The organism is Stenotrophomonas sp. STEN022 (assembly GCF_056760155.1).
Map to the genome: position 1 here is coordinate 1 of NZ_JBRREG010000079.1, position 24,141 is coordinate 24,141.

18 protein-coding genes and 1 pseudogene are annotated in these 24,141 nt (G+C 64.5%); 3 read left to right on the forward strand and 16 right to left on the reverse strand.

Annotated features, from left to right (window positions below; all coding sequences use genetic code 11):
• Window positions 1-57 precede the first annotated feature (57 nt).
• Genes trpA through trpB form a run of 3 tightly spaced genes read right to left on the reverse strand, consistent with a single transcriptional unit; the run spans window position 58 to window position 2,712 of the window.
• Window positions 58-858: a tryptophan synthase subunit alpha gene (trpA, locus tag ACVOMF_RS15570; protein WP_481510076.1), complete on the reverse strand. Its 801-nt coding sequence runs from the start codon at window positions 856-858 to the stop codon at window positions 58-60.
• Window position 859: 1 nt separating this feature from the next.
• Window positions 860-1,495: a hypothetical protein gene (locus ACVOMF_RS15575; RefSeq protein ID WP_481510077.1), complete on the reverse strand. Its 636-nt coding sequence runs from the start codon at window positions 1,493-1,495 to the stop codon at window positions 860-862.
• A complete protein-coding gene (gene trpB, locus ACVOMF_RS15580) occupies window positions 1,495-2,712 on the reverse strand; it encodes a tryptophan synthase subunit beta (protein ID WP_282266633.1) in 1,218 nt (405 codons plus the stop codon). Before trpB ends, ACVOMF_RS15575 begins: the two co-directional genes overlap by 1 nt.
• Before the next feature lie 94 nt (window positions 2,713-2,806).
• On the opposite strand from trpB, the gene ACVOMF_RS15585 reads away from it, so the two are divergent.
• On the forward strand, window positions 2,807-3,697 hold the full coding sequence (locus ACVOMF_RS15585) for a LysR family transcriptional regulator (protein WP_481510078.1): 891 nt from the start codon (window positions 2,807-2,809) through the stop codon (window positions 3,695-3,697).
• A gap of 179 nt (window positions 3,698-3,876) precedes the next feature.
• Here the strand turns inward: ACVOMF_RS15585 and ACVOMF_RS15590 are convergent, their stop codons facing one another.
• From ACVOMF_RS15590 to prmB, 13 genes and pseudogenes are all read right to left on the reverse strand, one after another.
• Complete coding sequence (locus tag ACVOMF_RS15590; protein ID WP_481510079.1) at window positions 3,877-4,980, reverse strand: toxic anion resistance protein; 1,104 nt, start codon at window positions 4,978-4,980, stop codon at window positions 3,877-3,879.
• 45 nt (window positions 4,981-5,025) lie between these two features.
• Window positions 5,026-5,781, reverse strand: coding sequence for a hypothetical protein (locus tag ACVOMF_RS15595; protein WP_481510080.1), 756 nt, complete (start codon window positions 5,779-5,781; stop codon window positions 5,026-5,028).
• Window positions 5,759-11,119, reverse strand: coding sequence for a DNA repair ATPase (locus ACVOMF_RS15600; protein WP_481510081.1), 5,361 nt, complete (start codon window positions 11,117-11,119; stop codon window positions 5,759-5,761). Before ACVOMF_RS15600 ends, ACVOMF_RS15595 begins: the two co-directional genes overlap by 23 nt.
• Before the next feature lie 140 nt (window positions 11,120-11,259).
• Window positions 11,260-13,260: a flotillin family protein gene (locus tag ACVOMF_RS15605; RefSeq protein WP_481510082.1), complete on the reverse strand. Its 2,001-nt coding sequence runs from the start codon at window positions 13,258-13,260 to the stop codon at window positions 11,260-11,262.
• On the reverse strand, window positions 13,260-13,949 hold the full coding sequence (locus ACVOMF_RS15610) for a hypothetical protein (RefSeq protein ID WP_481510083.1): 690 nt from the start codon (window positions 13,947-13,949) through the stop codon (window positions 13,260-13,262). The genes ACVOMF_RS15605 and ACVOMF_RS15610 overlap by 1 nt, the downstream gene beginning before the upstream one ends.
• A gap of 212 nt (window positions 13,950-14,161) precedes the next feature.
• Entirely contained in the window at window positions 14,162-14,821 is a 660-nt protein-coding gene (locus tag ACVOMF_RS15615) for a phosphoribosylanthranilate isomerase (RefSeq protein ID WP_481510084.1), read from the reverse strand.
• Complete coding sequence (truA, locus tag ACVOMF_RS15620) at window positions 14,818-15,591, reverse strand: tRNA pseudouridine(38-40) synthase TruA (RefSeq protein WP_481510091.1); 774 nt, start codon at window positions 15,589-15,591, stop codon at window positions 14,818-14,820. The genes ACVOMF_RS15615 and truA overlap by 4 nt, the downstream gene beginning before the upstream one ends.
• Window positions 15,592-15,636: 45 nt before the next feature.
• Window positions 15,637-15,996 (reverse strand): VOC family protein, encoded by a 360-nt coding sequence (locus ACVOMF_RS15625; RefSeq protein WP_481510085.1) that lies wholly within the window; start codon window positions 15,994-15,996, stop codon window positions 15,637-15,639.
• Between the two features lie 12 nt (window positions 15,997-16,008).
• Window positions 16,009-17,868, reverse strand: coding sequence for a type IV pilus assembly protein FimV (locus ACVOMF_RS15630; RefSeq protein ID WP_481510086.1), 1,860 nt, complete (start codon window positions 17,866-17,868; stop codon window positions 16,009-16,011).
• A 116-nt stretch (window positions 17,869-17,984) separates the two neighbouring features.
• Window positions 17,985-19,010 carry an aspartate-semialdehyde dehydrogenase gene (locus tag ACVOMF_RS15635; protein WP_481510087.1) on the reverse strand — a complete coding sequence of 342 codons (1,026 nt, stop codon included), beginning with the start codon at window positions 19,008-19,010 and terminating at the stop codon, window positions 17,985-17,987.
• 168 nt (window positions 19,011-19,178) lie between these two features.
• A pseudogene (locus ACVOMF_RS15640) lies at window positions 19,179-20,145 on the reverse strand (2-hydroxyacid dehydrogenase); the annotation flags it as partial.
• Complete coding sequence (gene aroC, locus ACVOMF_RS15645) at window positions 20,138-21,235, reverse strand: chorismate synthase (protein WP_481510088.1); 1,098 nt, start codon at window positions 21,233-21,235, stop codon at window positions 20,138-20,140. The pseudogene ACVOMF_RS15640 and the gene aroC, both read right to left, overlap by 8 nt.
• Window positions 21,236-21,309: 74 nt before the next feature.
• Window positions 21,310-22,239: a 50S ribosomal protein L3 N(5)-glutamine methyltransferase gene (gene prmB, locus ACVOMF_RS15650; RefSeq protein WP_481510089.1), complete on the reverse strand. Its 930-nt coding sequence runs from the start codon at window positions 22,237-22,239 to the stop codon at window positions 21,310-21,312.
• Between the two features lie 215 nt (window positions 22,240-22,454).
• On the opposite strand from prmB, the gene ACVOMF_RS15655 reads away from it, so the two are divergent.
• Both ACVOMF_RS15655 and asd read left to right on the forward strand, forming a co-directional pair.
• Window positions 22,455-23,102 (forward strand): SCO family protein, encoded by a 648-nt coding sequence (locus tag ACVOMF_RS15655; RefSeq protein WP_481510092.1) that lies wholly within the window; start codon window positions 22,455-22,457, stop codon window positions 23,100-23,102.
• Window positions 23,099-23,941, forward strand: a complete 843-nt coding sequence (asd, locus tag ACVOMF_RS15660; protein WP_481510090.1) for an archaetidylserine decarboxylase — start codon at window positions 23,099-23,101, stop codon at window positions 23,939-23,941. Before ACVOMF_RS15655 ends, asd begins: the two co-directional genes overlap by 4 nt.
• Window positions 23,942-24,141: the final 200 nt, after the last annotated feature.

Here is a 24,141-nt window from a genome sequence, read left to right on the forward strand (position 1 = left end):
GGGGCTCTACCGGGAACGCCTCTGCCGAGCATGGCTCGGCACTACAAGTGACGCCGTTCAGCGATCCAGCGCTTCGCGCAGCGGCTTGAGGAACCCAGCAGCCGCGGCCACCGGATCAGTCGTCTCAGCCATTGCCGAGACCAGCGCGCTACCGACCACTACACCATCAGCGTCTACCGCCATCGCCGCCGCGCTGGCCGCGTCCTTGATGCCAAAGCCTGCCACTACCGGCGCAGTGGATCGGCTACGCAACAGGCGCAGGCGTTCGCCAGCCGCGCTGCTGTCCAGACGTTCGGACGCACCGGTCACGCCGGCAAAGCTGACGTAGTAGAGATAGCCCTGCGCCGCCTGGCACAGGCGGTCCAGGCGGGCATCGCTGCTGGTCGGCGAGGCCAGCAGGATCAGGGCCAGCCCAGCTTCGGCAAACACCGCTCGCGGTTCATCAGCCTCTTCCGGCGGCAGATCGACCAGCAAAATGCCGTCCACACCGGCGGCCACCGCCTCTTCGGCATAACGGGCATAGCCACGGATCTCGACCGGATTCAGATAACCCATCAACACCACCGGGGTGGTCGTGTCGGTCTGGCGGAAGCGCGCCACGGCATCAAACACATATTGCCGCCCTGCCCCGCGTTCCAAGGCGCGCTCGGAGCTGCGCTGGATGGTCGGGCCATCGGCCATCGGGTCGGAGAACGGTACGCCCAGCTCGATCACATCCGCACCGGCCTCGACCAGCGCATGCATCACCGGCACGGTCGCCTCCAGCGAGGGGTCGCCAGCGGTGATGAAGGGAATCAATGCCTTGCGGCCGGAGGCGCGCAGGCGGGCGAAGCATTCGTCAATTCGGGTAACAGCCATCTCAGGCACATCCTTCAATCAGTTCGACCGCATCGGGCTGGCCCCAGTAAATGGAGGTGACCAGACCATCGAGTGTTTCCAGGCGCAGGGCCAGCTTCGCTGCCTTGTCGGTCCAGGTCAGGTAATCGCCGTTTGGCGAGTTATAGGCATGCGGACTGGTCACCACGCCCGCCGGCAGGCGCCGCTTGGCTTCGGTGACCGTCATGCCCACCCACAGACCGAACGGCAGTGCCGCACCGGCTGGCGCTGCGGCGACGTGTTGACCCGGATCACCGGCAGCATCCACCTCGAAGCGGACGATGCGATCAGCAATCACCATCATCGACATGCCTTCAGGCAGGCTGCCCTTGTCGTAGTACTCGCAATCGCCTTCCATCGCCTCGCGCATGCCGGCCGAGATGAAGGCCTTGTCGCCAGGTGCCTTGCCGAACGGCGCGCCGATGTGCAACTCACCCACCTGGGCAAGCTCCACCGATGCACTGGCGGCCGGCTTCGCAGCTGGCGCCGGTGCCGCGGCGCCGGACGTAGCCGGAACAGCCGGGGCAGCTGCAGGCTCCGGGGCAGGAGCGGACGGCGTACAAGCGGCCATCCCCACCACCAGACCCAGCAACAACGGGGTCCGCAGCAAGCCAGCCATCACAGCACCAGACCTTCGCGCGCGGCGATGGTATGCACATCCTTGTCGCCACGGCCGGACAGATTGCACAGCACCAACGCATCCTTGGGCAACTCACGCGCAAGCTTGATCGCATGGGCGACCGCATGGCTGGATTCCAGCGCCGGCAGAATGCCTTCGATGCGGGTCAGGCGATGGAAGGCAGCCAGCGCTTCCTCATCGGTGATGCCCACGTACTGGGCGCGGCCGGTATCGGACAGGAAGGAATGTTCGGGGCCAACGCCTGGGTAATCCAGGCCAGCGGAGATCGAATGGGTTTCGGTGATCTGGCCGTCGTCGTCGCACAACACATAGGTGCGATTGCCGTGCAGCACGCCCGGACGCCCGGCCGAGATGGAAGCAGCGTGGCGGCCGGTATGGATGCCATCGCCAGCAGCTTCGGCACCATAGATCTTGACCTCGCGATCATTCAGGAAGGCATGGAACAGGCCGATGGCATTGGAACCGCCACCGACGCATGCGGTGATCGCATCAGGCAGACGACCGTAGTCCTCCAGCATCTGCGCGCGCGCCTCGCGGCCAACGATGGCATTGAAGTCACGCACCATGCGCGGGTACGGGTCCGGTCCGGCGACGGTGCCGATGATGTAGAAGGTGTCGCGCACGTTGGTAACCCAGTCGCGCATCGCCTCGTTGAGCGCGTCCTTGAGCGTGGCCGAGCCGCTGCTGACCGGCACCACGGTGGCACCGAGCAGCTTCATCCGATAGACGTTGATCTTCTGCCGTTCGATATCGGTGGCACCCATGTACACCACGCATTCCAAGCCCAGCCGCGCGGCAACCGTGGCCGAAGCCACGCCATGCTGACCAGCACCGGTCTCGGCGATGATACGGGTCTTGCCCATGCGCGCAGCCAGCAAAGCCTGGCCAATGGTGTTGTTCACCTTGTGCGCGCCGGTGTGGTTCAGGTCCTCGCGCTTGAGCAGGATCTGCGCGCCGCCGACATCCTTGCTCAGGCGCTCGGCGTGGTAGATCGGGCTGGGACGGCCAACGTAGTGCTTCAGATCCTTGTCATAGGCGGCAATGAAGGACGGATCGACCCGCGCCTGATCGTAGGCTGCCGCCAGCTCCTGCAGCGGCCCGACCAGCGTTTCGGCGACAAAGCTGCCACCAAAGCGGCCAAAGTGCCCACGCGCATCAGGGAAGGCGTGGAAATCGGAGATCGACGGATCAGTCATGACGTCACGGCTACAAGGAACAGGCAAGCACTCTAACGCAGGGCCGATGACATAAAAATGGATAATTCAGCGATCACATGTTAGAAAAACTCACATGAAAACCCGCCAACCCCTGCCCTCGCTCAATGCCTTGCGCGCCTTCGAGGCGGCTGCACGCCTGCGCAGCGTCAGCCAGGCGGCGACCGAGCTGCATGTCACCCATGGTGCGGTAAGCCGGCAACTGCGGGCGCTGGAGGAGGAGCTGGGACTGGACTTGTTTGAGCGGGATGGTCGCGGCATCCGCCCCAACGCTGCCGGCCATCGGCTGCTGGAAGCGACTACCGGTGCGTTCTCCCAGCTGCGGGACTGCATTTCCTCGCTGCGACGACCGCAACGCGCTGATGCCTTCGTGCTTGGTTGCCCCGGCAGCCTGCTTGCCCGCTGGATGATCCCGCGCCTGCAGGACCTGCAGCGTGACCTGCCCGGCCTGACCCTGCACCTGGCGGCACAGGATGGCGATTTCGCCCCGCGCCTGGATGGGCTGGATGCAGCGCTGATGCTCGGCCAGGCGCCGTGGCCCAGCGGCTGGCAGGTGCACACGCTGGCGACCGAACGGATCGGCCCGGTGTTCAGCCCTTCTATGCATGGTGCGCATGTACTGGCCCGGCAGCCGATTGATGCCGTGCGTGGTCATGCACTGCTGCACACGCGCTCACGCCCGCAGGCATGGCCGATCTGGGCTGCGCGCAATGGCATCGATGCGAATGAGCTGAGCTATGGCACCGGCTTGGAGCACCTGTATTACATGCTGGAAGCGGCGGTAGCCGGATTGGGCATAGCGATTGCGCCTGAACCGCTGGTCGCTGATGACCTGGTCAACGGCCGCCTGATCGCGCCGTGGGGCTTTGTCGATACTGAAGGCTGCTGGGCCTTGTGCACTGCTGGCGAGCAGCAGGACCTGCGTGTGGCTGCATTGGCGGAATGGCTGCGTAAACAGCTGCTGTAAGGCTTCGCAGGCTTTTGTGGGAGCGGCGTAAGCCGCGAAGCTTGTGGCGCTTGAAAGGCCTGAACACCTACTCCTCCCCAACCCTCCCCTTTGCTATGCAAAAGGGAGCGCAACGGTGCTGGCATCTGATGCACCTGTGGTTTCGCGGCTCACGCCGCTCCCACAAAACGGCGCCGCTCCTACACTCCGCTGCTTTGCGTCGGCTGTGCCAGCCGCTGCTGCACGTCCTCACGCAGGCGCGCCAATTCGACTTCCGCCTGCTGCCGCTGCTGCATGCCTTCGCGGTGGATGCTGCGCACTTCTTCCACGGTCGCGATCAACTGCTCGTGGACATGACGCAAGGTGGCCACGTCAATCACCGCACGCTGGTTGGCCTTGGCCGTTTCCACCGAGGTCTGCCGCATCAGATCGGCGTTGCGGCGCATCAGCTCGTTGGTGGCATCGTCGATGGCATTGGACAGCTCCACCGCGTTCTTCTGCTCGCCCAACGACAGCTGGATGGCGAACTGACGCTTCCACGACGGAATGGTGATGTCGCGTACAGCGTTGAACTTCTCGATCAACTGGATCGCATTGGCCTGGATCAGGCGGATCATCGGCAGCGACTGGTCGGCCGCATGCTGCATGACGGTCAAATCACCCACGCGCTTGTCGAGCAGGCGGATCGCGTTGTCGATCTCGCCTCGACGGATACGCGACTGCGGATCCTCCAGACCAACCAGCGCGTGCAACTCGTTGTTGAGTTCGGCCAGGCGCTGTTTGCCGGCAGCGATGTGCAGGCCAAGACTCTGCCGTTCGTCACGGACGATGGCGTGCATGCGATCGAACTCGCCGACGCGCTGGCCCATCAGCGCCTGTTGCGCGCCGACATCACGCAGCAACTGTTCGATCTGCTGGTTGGTGTCACTGAACTTCTGCACCAGCTCGCCCTTGGAGGCGCGCATGCGGTCGATCAGGCCACCGATCACCGGCACCTTGGAACGCTCGTTCAAACCGTCCAGCTTCAGCGAGCGGGCAATGCGCACCACTTCACCGAGCTTTTCGCCCGAGGCATCCAGGTCGCGGTTGCGCACATGGTCCAGCAACTGACTGGAGAAGGCCGCACTCTTGCCCGCCGCCTCGCGGCCGAATACGTGCAGGTTGCCCGGACTGATGTCGTCCAGCGTGCGCACGATCTGCGCGATCTGCGGGCGATCCGCTTCGCTCAGGCCCAAGGCGACCAGCATGGTGCCATCAACATCGGCGGAAGGGCCGGCCGGCAGCGGCAATGTGTCCTCGGTCATCAGCAGTTCTCCTTGAGCAAGTGGCGCCACACGGCGCGCGAGCAATCATGTGCAGGATGGTTCTCGGCGCAGTCTAGCCTGCATCGCCGTCACCTCGTCCAGAATCCGGGCCTGCACCTGGGCAGCCTGTTCCAGTTGCGCCTGCTTGTCGGCGGCGCGCGCAGCCAGGCTTTGCTGCCGCCAAAGTGGTAACAACACGTCGCGTATGCGCAGGTAACGCTCGACCAGCTCCACGCCCTGGGCATGCAGCAAGCGTAGCTGTTCGACCTCGGACTGCCGCAGTCGGGCTAGTCCGCGCAGATGTTGCAATCGCCGTTGCAGCGTGGCCTGCGCCACCGCCTCGGCAGGCGGTGATATCGCCTCGCCGGCAGCAGCCCAATCATCGATGGCAACCACTGCCATCTGTACCCGACCGACCTGCTGCAGATGCTGGCCAAGCTCCTGCTGCAAAACCTGTACGCAGTCGTCGGCACGTAACAGACAGACATCGAGCTGGGCCGCCAGCTGCTCGGCCCGCGCCTGCGCCTCGACGTCACGCCCCAACAAGCGGCCAAGCAATCCCACCGAACGGCGGATCTGGCGCCCATCGGCTGCCGACATCGCCTGGCGGATGTTGTTCATCTCCGCGACCAGCCGCGCCGCAGCCATTCCGGCCTGCGGCGTACCCAGCAGCTGCTCGATCGCGGCCAGCAGGTCCGCGCCGTAGCTGGCCACGGCCAGCGCATCATCGGCTTGCAGCGGCGGCTGCGGTGGCAGCGGCAACACTGGCGGCATCACATCAGGCATCGTCCGGCGCTTCATTGCCACGACTGCCCTGCTGCCCCGGCACCACCACATTGCCGCCGTAGAAATGCCGCATCAGCGCTTCGTCCAACGCCTTCTCTTCCGGCGTGCGCGCGCGCCGCACGCGCGGTGCTGGCTTGCTGCCCGCACCGCCGTCCTTGGACAGCCACTCCTGCAGCTGCGTGGCCAAGCCAGCCAGGGCATCACCAATCTCGCCCTGGCGCTGCTGGGCTGTCGCCAATACCTGCAACAACGGGGTCAGATCCTGCACTGGTGCAACCGGCGCCACTGCCGCAGGCGGTGCTGCGACCACCGCTGCGGGACGCTCGGCAACCGACTGCAACAAGGCCACGATCTGCTCCCACGGCACCTCGACCTGCGGCGCGAGCGGTGCAACCGGCGCGGGCTCATCAGCACGCAGGCCCTGCAGGCCACTGGCAATATCGGCCAACTGCGCGACCATGCGCGCACCGGTGTCGGCATCGTCGCCGCCCATCGCTTTGTCGCGCATGAAGTCGCGCTTGATCTGCTCCCAGCGCGCCAGCTGCGTCGCATCCAATACTTCGCGCAGCTCACCCAGCTTGAGCAGGTTTTCCTCGGAGCCACTGGTCAGCAGCTGCGACTCGCCGAGGTAATGGTCGGTGACCAGCTGCTGCAGCTCGGCAGCATTCATCACCGGCGAGATCTTCTCCGACAGCTTGTTCATGTTGCGGTAGCTGCCCTGCAGGCGGAACGGCGGCTCGACCCGGTACTTGTCGGCCTGCGCGGCGCTGGCGATGTATTGCTGGTTGACCCGATACACCACCTCGCGCACCTGCATCAGCCGCTGCAAGGTGGCGACGATCTCGTTGATCTCCGCACCGCTGTAAGCGTGGCTGAGTGCATTGGTCGACACCTCCTTGCCGCCAGCCTTGTCGACCAGCAGGTAGAGGTCGGCCAGGTCACGGGTTGCCATCGGCGCCAACACCTGGCTGGAGGTCAGGCTGTTCTCGATGTAACTGAGTTTGAACGCATCCTCCATGCCACCAAGCACATCGCCGAGGTTGTAGATGTCGGCACGGTTGGCCAGCATGTCCGGCACCTTGAACACTTCACCGGACTCGGTATACGGGTTGCCGGCCATCACTACGCAGAATTTCTTGCCGCGCAGGTCATAGGTCTTGGTGCGGCCCTTCCACACACCTTCGATACGCCGGGTGCCATCGCACAGCGAAATGAACTTCTGCAGGAACTCCGGATGGGTGTGCTGGATGTCGTCGACATACAGCATGGTGTTGTTGCCCATCTCCAACGCCAGGTTGAGCTTGTGCAACTCCTGCCGCGAGGTGGCATCCGGTGCCTGCTCCGGGTCCAGCGAGCGCACCTCGTGCCCCAGGGCCGGGCCGTTGATCTTCATGAAGACCAGGCCGAGCCGGTTGGCCACGTATTCCATCAATGTGGTTTTGCCGTAACCGGGCGGACTGATCATCATCAGCAGGCCCATCAGGTCGCTGCGTTTGTTCTCGCCTACCGTGCCCATCTGCTTGGCGAGGTTATCGCCGATGATGGGCAGGTAGACGTCATTGATCAGCTTGTTGCGAACGAACGAGCTCAACGGCCGCGCCTGGAATTCGCTCAGCCGCAACGAATCGCGTTCGCGCGCACTGATGCGATGACGCAGCGCCTGATAGCGCTCGAAGCCGGGCTGGAACTGGCGGCGATGCGACTGCCAGCGCTGCAGGAAATCATCCACTGCCAACTGCAGGTGGCCTTGGGTGACGCGCGCATGCTCACCGAGCAGGCCAGCGACATCGGCAATCAAGGTCACCTCGCGTACCTGGCTGCGCAAGGCCCGTTCGCCGAGCAACATCGCAGCGGCTTCCGGCACATAGCCGGCCATGGCGGCAAACTTCGGTTGGCCGCACATCGCCTGCAACCATTGCAGCGCCTGCGCCCATTGCAGGGCCAGTCGTGTGTTCAGACGTTGCAGGCTGCGATCAAATGCATCCGCTTGCCCGGCAGCCTGCAGCTGTTCGCGCAGGCCGCTGAGCAGCTGCCGCGCGTAGCCGCTGAAGGAGAAAGTCGGCTCACCGTTGCCAAGCTCCGCCAGCAGGTATTCGGCAGCCAAAGCCGGCACGCCGCTATCGAACGGCAAGCCATGCTCGTCCTGGAAGCCCGCCAACGCCGATGCGATCTCCGTGCGCAAGGCTTCAAGCCCGTCCCGCACATTGAACAGCTTGGCGATGGCGAATGCACCGGCGGCGCGTTCCAACCACTGGCTCACGTCCTCGCGCTTCCCCTCACGCGCCCAGAACAGCAAGGCAAGCGCACGTGGACCCGCCGCGTGCACCAGCGAACCGGCCGCCTGATACAACGGCAGAACCGCCTGCAGGATCAACGTCGCATCGTGATCGTGAATGCCTTTCTCGTAGCCTTCGCGGTAACGTGGCGCAGCGAAATCGCGCACCCGCTTGACCAAGGCATCGGCTTGCGCGGCTTCACGCAGCAACAGCTCCACGCTCAGGCCATCGCGGCCGTTGATGGCCGCATCCAGCAGCAGACCTGCCAGATACTCGCCGCGATAGAGCGCGGCTGATTCCGAATCCAGCGTCACCGGCCAATAGTCGCGCAGCTCCTCCAGCTCCGGATCGACAATGGCCTCGTAGTAGTCGGTGCCAGTGAGATGCACAGCCAGACCATCGCCGCGCGGCAGGATGGTCAGGTCCAGCGGCTGGGTGTTGACGCTGAAACGATGTCGGCCGAGACGGATGATGTTGCCGCCGCCTTCGAACAGATCACTGCGATCACGCAGCGCCCGCACCGCCTGGTCGCGCACGCCCTTGAGCCGCGCTTCCACGTCGTCGGCCTTGACGCTGTCCTTGTAGTCGCGCAGGCGATCGGCGAGCTCACGCAACTTCAGGATCAGCGGGTCACCGGCGAAGAACGCGTTCAGCTCATCAACGGTGGTGAAGCGCTCTGTGCGCTTGGCCAGGCCATCAAGGATGCGGTTGGCTGCGTCCAGTACCGACTGCGCCTTGCGCTGGCGCGCATCCAGCAGCGTCTGCTTGTGCGACTCGAAGGTATCGAGCAGCTCCTCACGCTTGTTGAGGATGTCGCCCAGGAACTGTTCGTGCTCGCCGAACTGGCTTTCCAGTTCTTCCAGCTGCACCATCAACCGCGACAACTGCTCGTCGGCGCGCTCCGGATCGGTCGCCAGCCCCAGCGCACTGGTGATGGCCTGGCTGAACAGGGAGAACTGCGCCCCAAACTGAGCCACGGCTTCAGCCGAACCCAATGAACGACGGCGCTGATCCGCACGTGCGCGCGCCTGGTTGAGCTTGGCGTAGACGGCAGAAATGGCCTCGACCACGCGCGTGCGCTGCGCGGCATCGTCCACCTTCAGGCTGGCCATCAACTCCGACAGCATGTCCAGATCGCCCGACATCACCTGCATCTGCGCGATCTGCTCGGACAACTGTTTGGCGGTCTGCGCCACCTGCGCGGCGGCATCCAGCTCCTGCAATCGATCAGCGAACGGCTGCAGCGCCTTGTCGCTGCCAAGGAACTCACCCGCCGCCGCACCAACCCGGTCATGCGCCTCCTGCAAGGAGACGTTCATTGCATCGATGGCGGCGACGTCGACGTAACGGAAATCGCGCACGGTCAGCAGGCGGCCACGCAGCTTGCCAATGTCGCCCAGCGATTCGACAAACTCCCCGATCTTCGTCCAGTTCTGCGGCTGCAACCGCCCCAGCAGCGTCTTGTGCGCAGCGGTGACCTCAGCCATTGCCTGCGCCGATTGCTTGCGGATGCTCTCGACCTTCTCGTACTCGTCGAGCATCGACTCGCCGGTCGCACTGATCTCGCGCAGCAGCGTCGCGGCACCGTCGCAGTTGGCATCATCCAGCCAATGATGGGTGTCAAACAGACGGCGCGCGTTATGGGTCAGCAGCTCGTAGCGCGGCAGCGACACCTCGCGGCTGTCGATCTCGCGACCGAGATCGAGCAGATTCGAGATGCCACGCACCAGCTCTGCATTGCCGATGCGGGCCATGAAGCTGGTGCCGGTTGGCGTATGCGCGGCATACTCATCGCTACTGAACGGAGTCTGCCAGACCTGCATCGGATGGACGCGGGTAGGCTCCTCGTTTTCGGCATTGAACAGCACCATCCGGCCATCGCGCATGAAGGCGTAGCCCATGCCGAACACCGGGTTCTGCAGCACGCGCTGGATGCTGTTGTAGACGAACAGCGCCGACTTGCCGGCTTCGCGCTCGTAGAAGATGTACAGCATGTCCTCGCCGTTGGGCGAACGGATCGAGCGCTTGTAACGCATACCCTGCATCGAGGCATCGAAGGCCTTGTGCTCGCCGCTTTGCAGGTAATAGCCGCCGGGAAAGATGACGCCATGGTCATCGGGCAGCTGCACACATGCCTGGACGATGGCGTCGTTGCGCACCACCTTGCCAGTCAGCGTGTTGTAGATCAGGCCACGCCAGCTGTCCTCGCGGTAAGGCTGGATCTTCAGCAGGATCAGCGAACCGACCCTGGCGAAATCGATGGTGGCATCGTCCACCGACTGCGTGCTGTCCTCGACCGGCTCGCTGTAAACGCCCTGCCCGGTCTCGGTATTGTTCTCGACCTTGATGGTCAGGTCACCGCCGGTGGTCTCGACGAAGATGGTGTCGAGGATGTTCAGGTGCGGGAAGCGACCGGTGATCAACATGTCGCGGCCGGCACGCACCCATTCGAAGTCGAATGGCGGCGGCAGCGCGATGTCACGCTCGCCACGTGCATCGATATAGGTCAGCTCGCCGCTTGGTGCCATCGCCCAGCGGAATACGCGCACATCAGTGCTGCGCTCGCCGATCTGGAATGCAGCCAGCAACTTGCCGTCGCGCACGATCAGCTGCAGCAGCCGCGCATTCTTGTAGTACGCGTAGAGCTCACCAAAATCGTGGACGAAGCCCGCCTGCGCCAGGAAACTGCTTTTCAGGTCCACAGGGGTGACGTCGTAGCCTTCGGCACCGTCCACTAGGCGATAGAGCCCGAACACATCCTCGATGCGGGTCTGTGTCTTCAAGCCGATGAAGACGTTGTAGCCGAACAGCAGCAGGTCGTCGCCGACCTGCACCACATCGCGGCCAACGCAGTTGTTCTCGCTGCGGATGCGGAAGCGCCCGATCACTTCCATCCGGCTGTCGCCGAACTCCTGCAGCCGGCGCTGGTTCAGCGCGTCCACCACCTGCCGCAGACGTGCGCCCTGATCGCTCAGACGTTTACGCAGCACCTCATAGGCGCCGCCCTGCGCCACCGCCTGATCGGCGATGGAGCCGCCTTCCGGCGTGGCGGCAGCGTCCAGATTTGTATCAGCCATCGATTGTTCCCTGCTCTGACATCGGCAGGTTCCGCCCTCGGGACGGAATCCCCGACGCCCTCATGCTCGTGTGCCGCCAGCTCCAGCCAGGCGACGCATCAACGCCCCACGCGGTGCACCCGCGCGGGGCACGCCAACGCTCAACCTGCGTCCGACTCCATCGCCGGCGTATCGGCACCACGCCGGGCCGGCAGGCCGCGCGCGGACATGTCCACGCCCAGGTAGCGCTGCATCAGGTCCTGCACGATCGGGCTCTTGTCGGTGAGGCCCTCAATCGACTTGCCCAGCGACACCGCCTTTACCAGGTTCTCGAACATGCCGCCGTCACCGCCGACCATGTCGATCCTGGCGTTGCGCAACGCACTGGCGATGACCTCGGCATTCTCCTTGGTCACTTCCTTGCCGGCGTCGATCGCCGCCAGGGCCTGACGCAGGCCGGTTTCCAGGGTCATGCGGAACTCTTCGTGGCCGCGTGCGGTATCGCCGAGCGAGTCGATGGCCTGGAACTTGCGGGTCAAACCGTCGGCTTCGGCGAACAGCTTCTTCTCGATGACCGCGGCTTCGGCCACGCCCAGCGTTTCGGTTGCGGTTGCCTTGGCACGGCCCATCTGCTCCTCGCCCTGCGCACGCGCGGCCAGCTGCTCGGCCAGCACCTTGGCTTCGGCCGTACCCTGCTTCAGGTTGGCGTCGGCCATCGCGTCGACGACGCGGGCTTCGGCAATACCGACCTTCTCGATGGCCAGCGCGCTGGCTTCCTTGACCTGGGCATCCGCCAGACCCGGCGCGGCACGCTCGGCGCGCACGCCGTCGGCCAGTGCTTTCTTGGCTTCGGCCTGCTTGCCGGCAGCGTCGAATTCAGCCTGCGCCAACGTGGTGATCTCCACCGCGCGGTGCTTGGCAGCGGCTTCGCTGGCCTCGGCCTCCTTGACCTGCTTGACCATGGCTTCCTGCGCCTGCGCCTCGGCTTCGAGGATGGCCACCTGCTTCAGGCGGTCAGCTTCCGATACCTGGCGCACTTCCTTGATGCGCTCTTCTTCCTGCACCACGGTCTTGTCAATGGAAATGCGCTCACGGGTGATGTTGGCAACATCCATCTTGCCCTGCTCGACCACCTTGTCGCGCTCCACGCCCTGCAGTTGCACTTCGCGATCGGTGGTGACCTGCTCCAGCTGGCGGGCGCGGGCGACGCGCTCGACTTCGATGGCGACGGCGCGCTGGCGGTTCTGCTCGGCCACTTCCACTTCGCGCAGGCGGTTCTGGTCGCGGATGTCGATCAGCTGCTGCGCTTCGATACGCGCGTTCTCGGACAGCTGGCGCTGTTCTTCCTGCACCTTCAGGGTCTCGGCTTCCTCGCGGGCGCGGATGGTTTCCACCTCGCGGCGCTGGCGCGCCTCGGCTTCCGCCTGCTGCCGCTCAAGTGCCAGCGTGGCTTCCTTGGCCTCGACATTTTTCTTGGTGATGGCCAGGCGCTCGTTCTGCGCCAATTCGTTGGTGATCACGTTCTGCGCGGCGGTCAGCTCGGTGATCTTGCGGATGCCTTCGGCGTCGAGGATGTTGCTCGGATCAAGCAGCGACTTCGGGGTCTGCTCCAGGTAATCGATGGCCACGTCTTCCAGCGCGTAGCCATTCAAGTCATTGCCGATCACCGCGATGATCTCGTCGCGGAATTCCTGACGCTTTTCGAACAGCTGGGTGAAATCGAACTTCTTGCCCACGGTCTTCAAGGCTTCGGAGAACTTGGCGTTGAACAGGTCATCCACCGCATTCTTGTCCGAGGCGCGGTCTGCACCGATGGCCTTGGCCACGCGCAGCACGTCGGCCTGTGTTTCGTTGACGCGCAGGTAGAACGCCACGGTAATGTCGGCACGCATGTTGTCGCGGCAGATCAGGCCTTCCTTGCCACGGCGATCAACCTGCAGGGTGATCAGGCTGATCTTCATATGCTCGGCGCGGTACAGCACAGGAATGATCAACGCACCGGTGAAGTGCACCTTGGGCTGTGCACTCATGTCGTTGACGATCAGCGCAGTGCCTTGGTCAACCTTCTTGTAGAAGGCTTTGAACAAGCCCGCCAAACCAAGGATAAACACCAGCAGGGCAGCAAGCCCGATGATGAAAGGGGCCAGCGCAGCAGTAGTCATCAGTGGATCTCCTTGTCGCCTGATACATCAGAAGGGAAAACGTCCAAGCCTGGCAGGTCGCTGTCGGCGACCACCAGATAGTGATTCTCGTCGGGCAGGTATTCCACCAGCCTTACACGTTGGCCGCGCGGCAAACGGCTGCCATCGCGTACACGCACATGCAGGATCAGACCGGCGCCGCCGTCGTCCATGCTGGCATAGCCCTGCGTGGCGGTGACTTCCGGCGAGGTGACCTGTGCAAGCCGGCCAAGGATGGACTCCTGGGCAACCGGCCGAAGCTTGAGCAACAGTCGGCGTATTGGCCGCAGCACCCAGGCCGACACCACCGCACCGGGAATCAAGGCGGCAATGGCCACCACCGTGCCCACACCCCAGCGCAGGGGCGCCGGCAATGACTGCAAGAAGAAGAGTTGAACCAGATAGGTGATGGTCCAGCCGAAAAAGGCCAACAGCAACACCACCAGCATGGTCGGTGCACCACCGAGGCCGAGCCGCGCGAACATCGCGGCAATGCCGGTCGCGCCATGCTCACCACCATGGGAATGAAAGTCGGCGCCGTCGCCGCTACCAATGCCACCGTCATCGACGATACCGGTCGCGGCCAGCAACCAGTAGATGACAGCAAACGCGAACACGACGCTGTAAGGCAACGTCGGGTAGGACAGCGCTACTTCCAGAAACTCAGCCATGCACACTTTCCTTGTGGCGCCCAGCTGTTCAGCGGGAACTGTCCCAGCCTGCAAGCTGTGACAGCAACATCCGTTTCCCACAGACATCCGTGCTTGTCGCCGTGGACACCATCATAAGGGAATCAGCCCGGACATGCCCTGCGACCGGACCCCAAAAGTGCGGCAGCCCGGGCAGCACCAGCGCAATACGTCGCCACGCTCAGCGCGCGTATTCAGTCCTGCTCGACATGCAGGTCTGCGCGGCGTACTTCTTCGACGAACTGGCGCATCTTGTAGCCGTCCTTGATCCCCGGCGACACCTCGATGCCGCTGGACACATCCACGCCCCAAGGCTGGGTGGCGAGAATGGCGTCGTGCACGTTTTCCGGGCGAATGCCACCGGCCAGCAGGTAGGGCCGATGCACGCCGGGCGGAATCTGCGACCAGTCAAAGGCGACGCCGGTGCCGCCGCCGCCACCGGCCACGTGGCTGTCGAACAGGAAACCTGCGGCATGCGGGTACATCTGCTGCAGGCCGCGCGCGGTGACGTCGCTGCGTCCGCCCATCGCAATCGCCTTCAGGTACGGCATGTTGAAGCTGCGACAGAATGCATCGTCCTCGTCGCCATGGAACTGCAACAGGGTCGGCCGCACCGCGCGCAACACTTCGCGCACTTCCTCGCGATTGTTCTGCTGGAACAAGGCCACCACTTCAACCATCGGTGCGATCGCCTGGCGCATGGCGCGCGCCTCGGACGGTGCCACCCGGCGGGCACTGCCCTTAGCGAAGATGAAGCCGATGGCATCCACGCCCAACTCCGTGGCCAGGCGGATGTCGCCTGCGCGGGTCATGCCGCAGAACTTGATGCGGGTACGAAACAGCGTACGGCTCACAGCGTCACCTCGTCCGGCAGCTTCCAGATCTCAGGATACAGCGGTCCGACGAACACCAGGCCCTGCGGCGGTGCAGTTGGCCCTGCCAGATTGCGATCACGACCTGCCAGCAACTCCCCGATCCAGCTTTCAGGCTTTTCCCCGGCGCCCACCATCATCAGCGAGCCGACGATATTGCGCACCATGTGATGCAGGAAGGCATTGGCCTGGACCTCGACCTCGACCACCTCGCCTTGGCGCCGCACCGCGATCGATTGCAGTTCACGGCGGGCATGCAAGGCCTGGCATTGCGCGCTGCGGAACGCACCGAAGTCGTTCTCACCGAGCAGCGCCTGCGCCGCCCGATGCATGGCATCGGCATCCAGCGGCCGTCGGTCCCAGCTCAGGATCTGCCGGTACAGCGCCGGCCGGACCTGTCGATTGAGGATACGGTAGCGATAGCGCCGCGCCTTGGCCGAGAACCGTGCATGGAACTCATCCACCACCGGTACACACCAGCGCACACAGATTGATGGCGGCAGACGCGTGGTTGTACCCAGCACCCAGCCACGCGGGGCGCGTTCGACATCGCTGTCAAAGTGCACGACCTGGCATTCGCCGTGCACACCGGCATCGGTGCGCCCTGCACACACCACACTGATCGGTGCGTTGGCGACCGAAGACAGGGCCTCCTGCAACGTGGCCTGCACACTCGCACAGCCGTGCTCGCCAAGTTGTTGCCAGCCCTTGAACTCGCTGCCGTCGTACTCCACGCCCAGCGCATAGCGCATCATTGAACCTCTGATCTTGTTGGAACCGCTGGAACCATGTCCAACTCAGTCGTTGTCGCGTTCTGACCACACAGCCAGTTCGTTGCCGCCAGGCTCCAGGAATTGGAACCTCCGACCACCGGGAAAGGTGAAGATCGGCTTGATCACTTCACCACCCTGCGCTGCGATTTCCTCGAGCAGCGGGCCCAGCTGTGCGGCATACAGCACCAGCAGTGGCGCCCCGACACTGGTGGTCGCCGGCGTGCCACGGAAGAAACCGCCCTGCAGCTCACCGTCATCAAAAGCAGTGTAATCCGGGCCGTAATCTTCAAAGGTCCAGCCGAATACCTGCTCGAAGAAAACACGACTCGCCGCAGGGTCGCGCGAGGCGAATTCCACGTAGTCAATCCGCCGTTCACGCTTCATCGCAACTCTCCGTCAGGCCATACGGCCGAGTAATTCCAGCGCTTCACTGCGTGCCTGTGGATCAGCGCTGGCAGCAACTTCGTTGAGCAGGGTACGTGCAGTCTCGGCATCACCCAGATCCAGATAGGCGATGGCCAACTCCAGCCGTTCGCGGCCCGCAGGTGCCGGGTTCAACGGCGCAACCGCAGCCACGTCACCAGCCAGCCAATCGGCCTCGTCGGCCGCAGCCGGCTCGGGCTGCACGGGCGCAGGCTCGGCGATGACATCAAAGTTCCGCGAGGCTTCAAACAGCAACACCGGCTTGTGCGCGACCACCGGCGCAGCCACCGGAAGCACCGGCTCCACGCGTGCGGGCGGGCTGGACTTCAGCCATGCCGGCATCGGTTCCTCGTAGGGTTCAGGCTGTACTTCCGCAGCGGCAGGCAGCGGCTGGGCATCCAGCTCGTCCTGCGGATCGAATTCATCCACTTCCGCTGTATGGGACGACTGCTGCGCAGCAGCGGCGCCCGTCACAGGCATCACTGCAGCAAGGTCTGCCGCCGCGAAATCAGCGCGCGGAGCGGCCGGCAGCGGCTTGCGTCGACGGCCCAGCAGCCAGCCCAGCGCACCCAGCACCAGCAGCGCCAGGCCCAGCCAGATCCAGCCGAACGAACCGCCGCCATCGCGTTTGGCTGCCTCGCCCAACTGCTGCTGGGCAGCGGCCAAGTCCGAATCCTTCATCGCGATCAGCGACTGCTGCTGCTTCTGCAGCTTCTCCAGTTCGCCGACGCGATCGCGCAGTTCCTGCAGCTCCGCATCACGCGTTGCCAGCTCTTCCTTGGCTTGCTGCAGCTGTTCGTTGGCCAACATGTCACCCTCGCCACCGGCATCGAGTCCGGTCGTCATTCCAGCAGTCTGTTGTGCACCGGCCACGGCCGGGGCGATTTCCAGGCGTGCGCCGCTGGGGCCTGCGCCCGCCGATGCCGGCGCGGCGACCTTGGCCGGTGCCACCGCTGCATCGGCAACTGCCGGCTGCGGAATCGGCGCGCGTGCCTGCCGCCACTGCGCGGCCTGGTCACGAACGATGGCGCGCGCTTCGGATGCATCCACCCGCGCCAGCTCTTCCTGCGCAGGGGTACGCAGCACCGCACCCTGCTTGAGCAGGTTGATGTTGCCGCGGATGAAGGCTTCCGGGTTGGCGCGCATCAGCGCGACCATGGTCTGGTTCAAGGACGCGCCGCTCTCACGCGACAGCTCGCGGGCGATCTGCGACAGGCTCTGGCCACGCTGCACGGTGGCAAGCTGGCCGTCGCTGTTCATCACCGGCGCTGCCGCCGGGCGCGATGCTTGCGCCGCAGCAACCGGCTGAGCCGGTGCAAGCACTGCTACCGGCGCGGCAGGTGCCGGCAACTCAGGCAGCGGCTCGGGCTCACGCACGATCAGATTCGATTGGGCCGCAGCCGGCGCTTCGATGACCGGCTCGGCCACCGCGGTTGCGGCTTCGGGTGCGGCCACCAGCGCCGAGTATTCGCGCACCAGTCGGCCCTGGCCCCAATCGACCTCGATCAGGAAACCCACCGACGCCACCTGCACCGGCGCGGCGCTGGTGACACGGATCACCGCGCGGCCGTCACGGTCCTGCGCAAACTGGAATTGCAGTTCTCCTACCAGCCCGGTCGGTGCAGCCAGGCCTACGCGCTCAAAGGTAGCCGCAGATGCCAGCCCCGCCTTGGCGTTGTCGAGCTCGCTTGCATCACTGGTAATGACGGGTATTTCAGCCAGCAGGGGCTGCCCCGGCTTGGACAGGACGCGGATATTGCCCAGCCCCAATGCCATTGCTGTGCTACTGAACAGCGCCAGGCCGAGAACCAGCACACCTTGTATTGAGCGCATCGCGCCCCCGCCCCTTGGTTTCATGGCGGCCAATATAACGGCTGACCCGCCTTTCGAACACCGCTGTACCGTCTATAAGCAACGACGCCGGCTTCACGCCGGCGTCGTTGGGGGCATCAGCCGCCGTTGGCGACCAGTTCGGCGACCTGCACCGCGTTGAGTGCGGCGCCCTTGCGGATGTTGTCGGCCACCACCCACATGTTCAAACCACGCGGGTGCGAGATGTCCTCGCGAATGCGGCCGACATAGACCGGATCGGTGCCCGAAGCATGGGTGACAGGGGTCGGATAGCCGCCGGCCTTGCGTTCGTCCACCACCTTCACGCCCGGCGCGGCAGCCAGCAGTTCGCGCGCCTGCTCGGTGGTGATCTTCTTCTTCGTCTCGATGTTGACCGCCTCGGAGTGGCCGTAGAACACCGGCACGCGCACCGCGGTGGGGTTCACCAGGATGCTGTCATCGCCGAGGATCTTGCGGGTTTCCCAGACCAGCTTCATTTCCTCCTTGGTGAAGCCGTTGTCGAGGAACTCGTCGATATGCGGGATCAGGTTGAAGGCGATCTGCATCGGGAACTTCTTCGGTTCGATTTCCTGGAAGCCCAGCAGCTGTGCGGTCTGCTTGCCAAGCTCTTCCATGCCGGTCTGGCCAGCGCCGGACACCGACTGGTAAGTGGCGATATTGATGCGCTCGATGCCGTACTCGCGGTGGATCGGCGCCAGCACCGGCATCAGCTGCATGGTCGAGCAGTTCGGGTTGGCGATGATGCCGCGCGGGCGGTTCTTGGCGGCTTCCGGGTTGACCTCGGACACCACCAACGGCACGTCGTCGTCGTAACGGAAGGTCGACGAGTTATCGATAACCACCGCCCCTGCAGCGGCAAACTTGGGCGCGAATTCCTTGGAGATACCACCACCGGCCGAGAACAGGGCGATCTCCACGCCGGCCGGGTCGAACGTGGCCAGGTCCTGGATGGTGATCTTGTCGCCTTCAAAGTCGACCTGCTGGCCGGCCGAACGCTCGGAGGCGAGCAGGGTCAGCTTGCTGATCGGGAAATTACGCTCAGCCAGGATGGACAGCATGGTCTGGCCGACAGCGCCGGTGGCGCCAACAACGGCTACGTGGAAACGACGGGCTTCATTGCTCATGGGGATACTCGAGATATTGGAGGGGGTAGACACACATCGAGCCAGGTTCGGGGAACCTCCAGCGCACAGCTGCCGAGGCTCCCTATCGTTTTTTGTCGTCGATTTTTTTGCCGGCCACGGCAATGCGCGCGGTGCCGTTGTTCAGCAGTTCGGTATTGATGACATTGGCCGGCTTGCCCGCGTCCGGGCCAATGCCCAGGCCAGCCAGCAGGTTGTCCACCGCCACCTGCACCATCGCCCGGCGCGTGGCCAGCGATGCGCTACCGATATGCGGGGTCAGCACGATGTTGTCCAGCGCCAGCAGCTCCGGGCACACGTTCGGCTCGTTCTCGTAGACGTCGAGTGCGGCCGAGGCCAAACGGCCATTGGCCAGTGCATCGACCAAGGCCAGCTCATCGACAATGCCACCGCGGGCGATGTTGACCAGTGTGGCGGTCGACTTCATCTTCGCCAGCGCGGCGGCGTTGATGATGTGGTGGTTCTGCGCGGTGTATGGCAGCACCAGAACAAGATGATCAACGCTGGCCAGCAGCTCATCGAAACCGACGTAGCGGGCGCCAACTGCCTGCTCCTGCTCCGTGGGCAGCTGCGAACGGTTGTGGTACAGCACCCTCATTCCGAAGCCATGGTGACCACGACGGGCAATGGCCTGGCCGATACGGCCCATGCCAAGGATGCCCAGGGTGCTGCCATGCAGATCGGCACCGAGCATGGTGGTGAACGACCACTGCCCCCACTTACCATCGCGCAACCAACGGTCGGATTCGACGATGCGACGGGCGGCCGCCATCAGCAGCGAGAAACCGAGATCGGCGGTGGTTTCGGTAAGTACGTCAGGCGTGTTGCTGGCAAGGATGCCAGCGGCGCTGAGCGCAGGGATATCGAGGTTGTTATAGCCGACGCCGACGTTGGCGATCATCTTCAACGCAGGCGCATTGGCGATTTCCACCGCACCGATACGCTCGTTGAGCGTAAGCAGCACACCGTCCATGCCCGCCAGATGCGCGCCCAAGGCGGCGCTATCGTGCTTGGTGACGGCGGGCGTGGCAACCACGTCGCAGTACGCCGCCAGCTGCGCGACGGTATCGTCGAACAGGGGCTGCGATACCCAGACGCGGGGCCGCCGATCAGCCATCGAGCTGACCAGGAATGCGCGGGCTCATGTCGCCGACATCGCCACATTGACCGCGATGACGCATGGCCTGGTCCATCAGCACCAGCGCCAGCATCGCCTCGGCGATGGGCGTGGCACGGATGCCGACACAGGGGTCATGGCGACCGGTAGTGATGACTTCCACCGCGTTGCCGGCCGTATCCACGGTTGCGCCGGGCAGGCGCAGGCTGGAGGTGGGCTTGAGCACCATCGAGGCGACGATCTGCTGGCCGGTGGAAATACCGCCGAGGATGCCGCCGGCATGGTTGGACTGGAAGCCCTGCGGGGTGATCAGGTCACGGTGTTCGGTGCCCTTCTGCGCGGCGCTGGCAAAACCGTCGCCGATCTCCACGCCCTTGACCGCATTGATGCTCATCAATGCGGCGGCGATATCGCCATCGAGCTTGCCGTAGATCGGCTCACCCCAACCCGGCGGCACGCCATCAGCAACCACGGTCACGCGCGCACCAACCGAATCGCCGGACTTGCGCAGCGCATCCATATAGGTCTCGAGCTCGGGCACCTGGTTGGCATCGGGCCAGAAAAAGGGATTGTCTTCCACCGCGCTCCAGTCGAAACCGGCCGGGGTGATTTCGCCGAGCTGCGACAGGTAGCCGCGCACGCTGACGCCGAAGCGCTGCAGCAACCACTTCTTAGCAACCACGCCAGCAGCCACGCGCATGGTGGTTTCACGCGCCGAGGACCGGCCGCCACCGCGCGGGTCACGGATGCCGTACTTCTGCCAGTAGCTGTAGTCGGCATGGCCCGGGCGGAACTGCTGGGCGATGTTGCTGTAGTCCTTGCTGCGCTGATCGGTGTTGCGAATCAGCAGCGCGATAGGCGTACCGGTGGTGCGGCCTTCATAGACCCCGGACAGGATCTCGACCTCGTCGGCCTCACGCCGCGCGGAGGTGTGGCGGCTCTTGCCGGTAGCACGCCGCTGCAGGTCGTGGGTGAATTCTTCGGGGCTGATTTCCAGACCGGGCGGGCAACCATCGATCACGCAGCCGATGGCCGGCCCGTGGGATTCACCGAAGGTAGTGACGCGGAGGAGTTGTCCGAATGTATTCAATGCCGTTGTGCTCTTGCGGTTACGCCGGCCGTTGCCGTCATTCCGCCAACGCGGAGTGACGGCAACAGCGTGACTCAGGAACGTGCTGCAGCCAACTCGGCGATGCGCGCATGGTGCGCACGCAGCTCAGCCGCTTCGACAGCGAAGATGCCCATCTGCCCGACCTTGAACTCGATCCAGGACATATAGACCTCCGGCAGCAGCTTGATCAGGTGCTGCTCGGAATCGCCCACTTCACAGATCAGCAGGCCGTCTTCGGTCAGGTGGTCCGGCGCATCGCGCAGGATCTTCAGCACCAGGTCGAGGCCGTCATCGCCTGCACGCAGCGCCAGGTCCGGCTCGTGCTGGTATTCCTTCGGCAGCGCGTCGGTCTCGTCATTGGTGACGTAGGGCGGATTGGTCACGATCAGGTCGTAGACGCGGCCCTGCAGGCCGGCGAACAGGTCGCTCTTGACCAGCTCCACGTTGTGGGCGAGCAGGCGCTTCTTGTTCTCCACCGCCAGCGACAGCGCGGCGTCGTTGACGTCGCTGCCGTCCACCTGCCAGTTCGGGTAGTAGTGGCCCATGGCAATGGCGATGCAGCCCGAGCCGGTGCACAGGTCCAGCGCGCGGTTGACGTCGCGACCGGCCAGCCACGGCTCGAAGCCGCTGAGGATCAGCTCGGCGATCGGCGAGCGCGGCACCAGTGCGCGCGAGTCGCTCTTGAAGCTCAAACCCGCGAACCAGGCCTCACCAGTCAGGTAGGCTGCCGGCTGGCGCTCGTCGATACGACGCTGGAACAACGCCAGCACCTGCTGCCGCTCTTCCAGCAGTACCCGCGCCGTGCCGTAGGCCGGGCCGAGGTCCGGCGGCAGGTGCAGGCTGTGCAGAGTCAGCTGGGTCGCCTCGTCCAGGGCATTGTCATAGCTGTGGCCGAAGGTCAGGCCAGCAGCATTGAAACGGCTTGCGCCGTAGCGGATCAGATCGACGATCGTTTGGAGTTCAGCGGCCGCTTCGGCAGTCATGGCAATACGGAAACACTTGAAAGGTCTGCGATTATAGGCACCTGGCCGGTATATTGATTGCCAAGTTGCAGCCGAAACTTCGGCAATGGCCCTCCAAAGGGGTGCAAACGCCCGCCAAACGGCCGGGGTGTACGCCTGCAATCCCCTACACTCCCGTATCCCGCCCGCCGCGGGCCTCCCCTCCCGCCCCCGTATACCACCGGAAGCCCCCGCGCCTGTTAAATCGAAATACCCGCAACATCCTTGGCCACGCCCTGGCCCCCGGCCTCGGCCTGGGGTTGGCGCAGAAGGTCTTCGGGCCCTCCAACAAGGGCACGGACGGCACCAGCAGCATCATTTTCTATGGCACCCCGCGCACCCTGCCGGAATTCGACCTGGCCCAGTCCGACGGCACCCGTTTGATCCCGGGCGAGCTGCGCGGCCATTGGACCCTGGTATTCCTGGGCTTCACCTCCTGCCCGGATGTCTGCCCGACCACCCTGACCGAGCTGGCCCAGGCCCAGAAGCAATGGGAGACCATCCCCGACAGCCTGCGCCCGCGCGTGGTGCTGGTCTCGGTGGACCCCGAGCGTGACACCCCGAACCGCCTGGGCGAGTACGCCCATGCCTTCCACAAGGACACCATTGCCGCCACCGCCGACGTGCCGTCGCTGGAGCGTTTTGCCACCTCGCTGGGCATGGTGTTCCAGAAGGCACCGGGCAAGCACTTCGAACAGAACCCGGACGACTACAGCATGGATCACTCCGCCAGCATCGCCGTGCTCGACCCGCAGGGTCGGCTGGCCGGCCTGATGCGCCCCCCGTTCAACCCGCAGGCGATTGCCAGCGACCTGAAGAAGCTCACCGAGAAAACCGCACCATGAGTCTGGTTACAAGCCTCACCTATGTATTGCCGCACCGCCTGTTGTCGTCGATGGCCCGCTCGCTGGCCTATTCGCAGAACCCGCGCATCTCGCGCTGGCTGATCGACACGGTATCGAGCAAGTTCAACGTCAATCTGGCCGAAGCCGCCAATCCCGATCCGCGCAGCTACCCCAGCTTCAACGCCTTCTTCACCCGCGCGCTGAAGCCAGGTGCACGCGTGGCCGCCGCCGACCCGCGCACCCTGACCATGCCGGCCGATGGCCGCATCAGCCAGCTGGGCCCGATCGAGGATGGCCGCATCTTCCAGGCCAAGGGCCAGTCGTTCACCGCCGCCGAGCTGCTGGGCGATGCCGCCGACGCGGTGCCGTTCAACAACGGCCTGTATGCCACGGTCTATCTGTCGCCGCGCGACTACCACCGCGTGCACATGCCCTGGACCGGCACCCTGCGCGAGACCGTACATGTGCCGGGCCGGCTGTTCAGCGTTGGCACCGATGCGGTGGCCAATGTGCCGCGCCTGTTTGCCCGCAACGAGCGCCTGGTCTGCCACTTCGACACCGATTTCGGGCCGATGGTGCAGGTGATGGTCGGCGCGCTGTTGGTCAGCGGCGTGGAGACGATATGGAGCGGCGAGGAAATCCCCGCCTACGGCGACCGCATCACCCGCAAGGACTGGCGCAGCAAGGGCATCACCCTGGAACGCTTCGCCGAGATGGCACGCTTCAATTACGGCTCCACGGTAATCGTGCTGTTGCCGCCCGGCGTTGCCGACTTTGATCCCTCGCTGACGGCCGAGAGCCCGGTGCAGCTGGGCCAGGCGCTGGCAAAGCTGCGCTGAGAGCATCGGCCCAGCAATGTGGGAGCGGCGTCAGCCGCGAAGCTGGAATGGCTTCAGCGATCAGCGCTTTCGCAACCTGGAGATGCACCTGCTTCGCGGCTGACGCCGCTCCCGCAAAAGCTCTGTCAGCACATGCAGAAAGGGGGGCCGGCCGGGCCCATTAGTTTTTTAACCACCCCCGCATGCAACCTAAGCCGTTT